This window comes from Blastomonas aquatica (assembly GCF_014639875.1).
Classification (GTDB): Bacteria; Pseudomonadota; Alphaproteobacteria; order Sphingomonadales; family Sphingomonadaceae; genus Blastomonas; species Blastomonas aquatica.
Genome location: NZ_BMGD01000013.1, coordinates 1 through 2,927, shown reverse-complemented (window position 1 = coordinate 2,927; position 2,927 = coordinate 1). Strand labels below are relative to the sequence as shown.

Here is a 2,927-nt window from a genome sequence, read left to right as displayed (position 1 = left end):
GGGGTCTCACGATGACCCAGCCTGTTGTCTGCGGGATATGGGAGGGATAGCTGGTTGGTCCTTCATCGACAATCGAAGGATGCCCAACATGCGAAAACCACGAGATTACGACGCCGAGCTCCAAGCCCTCAACGACAAGGCAAAGCAGCTCAAGGCCCGAAAGCATACCCAGCTCGGCGAGCTTGTCGTTGCCACTGGTGCCGACGGTCTAGGCACAGAAGTTCTGGCAGGCGTTCTGCTCGCCGCGATTGGCAACGATGATCCGTCAAGAAGGGAGGCATGGCGCAAACGCGGCGCTGCGTTCTTTCATGGAGCAGCCAATGCTCGTCGATCAGCTGGCAAGGACACTGGCAGCACACATGCGATTGATCCAGGCACGCAACCGGCTGCTGGCACACCGGGCCCGGCATGACATGCGAGACTGGCGGGTCAAACGGCGCGAACGGACACGGCAACTTATCGAGCTCGGCGGGCTCATCGCCAAGGCAGAGCTGATCGAGCTCACCGACGATGATCGCGCGGTGATCCTCGGGCTGCTGATCGAAGCTGCGGCGAAGCTGAAAGGCGAAAACCGCGATCAGCAGCTGCTGCTCTGGCGGCGGCGAGGCGCACGGGCGTTCGCCCAAAACCAGTTGGCGGACAGCAGATGATCGCGCATAGGCTCGAACCATGAACGGGGCAATCAACGAACTGATGCTGGGCGTGCTCGCACGCGCGCCACAATGGGTGAAGCAGGAAATGCTGTCAGCCGATCCGGTAATGCGCGCGCGGGCCGAAGAGACGCTGGCAGCGATGATCAGCAGTGCGTTGGACGAAAGCGAAAGCGAAAGGCCCGGAAGCGAAGCAGCCTGACACCTCGCGCGCGGTCGGCCAGCCAGCTTAGCCGACCTTGTCGGCCAACAACGCAATGCGTTCCGAACAGATGGCATGCACCGCGCGGCCTAATGCCTCCACGCAGCCGTCGAGCCAAAGCAGCTCTTCTTTCGTAATCCGATAATGCTTCGAGTAGCGCGCCTTCACATAGGCTTCTTTGAGCTTTTCAAACCGCGACCGGTCCAAACGAATATCGCGTGGCCAAGCGTCCACCAAACGCATGTCAATGCGCTCGGCTTGCGTGCGGAGGAATGCTAGGTTGTGAACATACGGCGTGTAGAACGTGCAGACCAGCAGCACGCAGTGATAAAGGGTTTCTGCGGTTTGATGGAGCTCAAATGCAGTCTCTTTCAGGTGGCTCTTTTCCAGCCCAAACTTGGCAAAGTCATGCCGGCGAATTGCTGCAGGGAACCACTCGTCAAAATACTCTTGTGCCATGGCCAGCGCCTGCTCGGGCGTCTTGGGCTTGGGCGTGTGCAGCGCCCTCTCATCAGCCTCGTGCAAAGCGATGCCGTCCTTAGCCACGTCCATAAAAAAGTACCGGCCATGCGCTAGGCCATCATTCACCTCCTGCAAGGTGTGAACGATGAAGTTGACCGGAGTGTGCAGCGTCCGGTCGATGGCGAGCTCGCGGATCAGCCGGTCTTCAAGCTTCAGCCAGTAATCAACTCGCTCGGTCAGCCGCTTGTCGTTGACGATGATCAGCAGATCGAAGTCGGAGCGATAGCCCTTTGCCGTGTGCGGTTCATCGACCCAGCCGCCGCGCGCGTAGCTGCCGTAGAGGATCAGCTTCTCGATCCGGCCCTTTTTCTTCCACTGGTGCGTCGCAAGCCCCAGCGCATCTTCGAACTCTTCGAAGATGATCTGCTTCACGCGCTCGAGCTCGCGCTGCTTGTTGGCAGGAAGATGATCGATGTCGGTTCGCATGGTCCTGTTTACCCTGTAGATGCATGGGTCGATTGGCAAGGCGGAAGCTGGCACTCATCGCCAGAACTGCCACCACTTGTGGTGGCGTTCGTGCATGTGCCGGTCGAGGATCCGCAGCGCGCCTGCAAAGTGATGTTCGACGTCTGCGACGGTGATGCCGTGCGTTGCTGCAATCTCGATGTAGCTGAGCTCATCGACGCGAATGCCGAGAAAGATCTCGCGCTGCATAGCCGTCATATGATCGACTGCGCGCTCGGCCCGGCGCAGCTGCCGCCGTTCGGCTCGGGAAAGACGCGGGCTCATGCTGCGTCTCCCGTGAAGGCTAGCAGATAATCTGCGGCCTTGCTGGCCGCGCTCGCGGCGCGGAAGATGGCCTTGTCATCTTCGCGCAGGACGGTGAGCCAGGAAGCTATGTAATCGCTGTGGCGGACCGTCGGTGCGATGCCGAGCGATGCGCAGGTGAACGCTGCTGCCATCTCGGCGACAAGCTCTTCGCGGGCGTAAGGTGCAGAACCAAAAGCACCCTTCTGATCGCGGTCCAGCCTGCTGGCATGGCCAGTCCAGTGGCCGAGCTCGTGCAGCGCAGTGCGGTACCAGTTGATCGGCTCGCGATAGGCTCCCTGCGGCGGCACCTGAACGAAGTCGTGCACCGGGCTGTAGAACGCGGCATCACCGCCGATGTTGAACGTGGCACCGCTGGCGGTGATGATGGCATCAGCTTCGGCAATGGCAAGCACCGGATCGGTAGGAACTGGCGCTGCGGTCATGTCCTCGGGCAAACCGTCGCACTGGTCGATGTTGAACACCGTGAACCGCTTGAGGAAAGCAACGGTCCTGGCTTCGCGGTCTTCGCCGCGTGCCTGCTCGGCTTCTGCCTTGGGCGTGAACCGGTCGGCATAGCAGACGGTCGTGCCCTTCTCGCCTTTGCGGACATTGCCGCCAGCAGACTTGGCCTGGCGGTAGGTCAGCCAGCGCTGGGAGCGGTAACCTCTCATGACCACCTCGGCCCAGAGGATCAGGACATTGATGCCCGAGTAGCGCCGGTCGGTTGCTGCGTTGTGCGGCATGGTGCAGCCGCAGAGTGATGTGTCCCAGGGCTGGACCCAGGGAAGCCGTCCCTGCTCGAG

6 protein-coding genes are annotated in these 2,927 nt (G+C 60.9%); 3 read left to right on the top strand and 3 right to left on the bottom strand.

Annotated features, from left to right (window positions below; all coding sequences use genetic code 11):
• Positions 1 to 37 precede the first annotated feature (37 nt).
• The 3 genes from IEW00_RS17315 to IEW00_RS17305 are packed head-to-tail and all read left to right on the top strand — an operon-like array spanning position 38 to position 852.
• Positions 38 to 412, top strand: coding sequence for a conjugal transfer protein TraD (locus tag IEW00_RS17315; protein ID WP_373282667.1), 375 nt, complete (start codon positions 38 to 40; stop codon positions 410 to 412).
• Complete coding sequence (locus tag IEW00_RS17310) at positions 321 to 650, top strand: conjugal transfer protein TraD (RefSeq protein WP_229737127.1); 330 nt, start codon at positions 321 to 323, stop codon at positions 648 to 650. Before IEW00_RS17315 ends, IEW00_RS17310 begins: the two co-directional genes overlap by 92 nt.
• 19 nt (positions 651 to 669) lie before the next feature.
• Positions 670 to 852 (top strand): hypothetical protein, encoded by a 183-nt coding sequence (locus IEW00_RS17305; RefSeq protein ID WP_188515682.1) that lies wholly within the window; start codon positions 670 to 672, stop codon positions 850 to 852.
• 27 nt (positions 853 to 879) lie between these two features.
• Here the strand turns inward: IEW00_RS17305 and IEW00_RS17300 are convergent, their stop codons facing one another.
• From IEW00_RS17300 to IEW00_RS17290, 3 genes are all read right to left on the bottom strand, one after another.
• Positions 880 to 1,800 carry a HEPN domain-containing protein gene (locus tag IEW00_RS17300; protein ID WP_188515681.1) on the bottom strand — a complete coding sequence of 307 codons (921 nt, stop codon included), beginning with the start codon at positions 1,798 to 1,800 and terminating at the stop codon, positions 880 to 882.
• 54 nt (positions 1,801 to 1,854) lie between these two features.
• The gene (locus IEW00_RS17295) at positions 1,855 to 2,103 is read right to left on the bottom strand and encodes a sigma factor-like helix-turn-helix DNA-binding protein (RefSeq protein WP_188515680.1); all 249 of its coding nucleotides are present in this window, start codon (positions 2,101 to 2,103) and stop codon (positions 1,855 to 1,857) included.
• The coding region (locus IEW00_RS17290; protein ID WP_188515679.1) for an ArdC family protein at positions 2,100 to 2,927 on the bottom strand (828 nt) is incomplete at its 5' end. The genes IEW00_RS17295 and IEW00_RS17290, both read right to left, overlap by 4 nt.

Bases quoted from the DNA above. Each gene is read 5' to 3' on its own strand.
- IEW00_RS17315 (WP_373282667.1), top strand. From the start codon at position 38: ATGGGAGGGATAGCTGGTTGGTCCTTCATCGACAATCGAAGGATGCCC.
- IEW00_RS17310 (WP_229737127.1), top strand. From the start codon at position 321: ATGCTCGTCGATCAGCTGGCAAGGACACTGGCAGCACACATGCGATTG.
- IEW00_RS17305 (WP_188515682.1), top strand. From the start codon at position 670: ATGAACGGGGCAATCAACGAACTGATGCTGGGCGTGCTCGCACGCGCG.
- IEW00_RS17300 (WP_188515681.1), bottom strand. From the start codon at position 1,800: ATGCGAACCGACATCGATCATCTTCCTGCCAACAAGCAGCGCGAGCTC.
- IEW00_RS17295 (WP_188515680.1), bottom strand. From the start codon at position 2,103: ATGAGCCCGCGTCTTTCCCGAGCCGAACGGCGGCAGCTGCGCCGGGCC.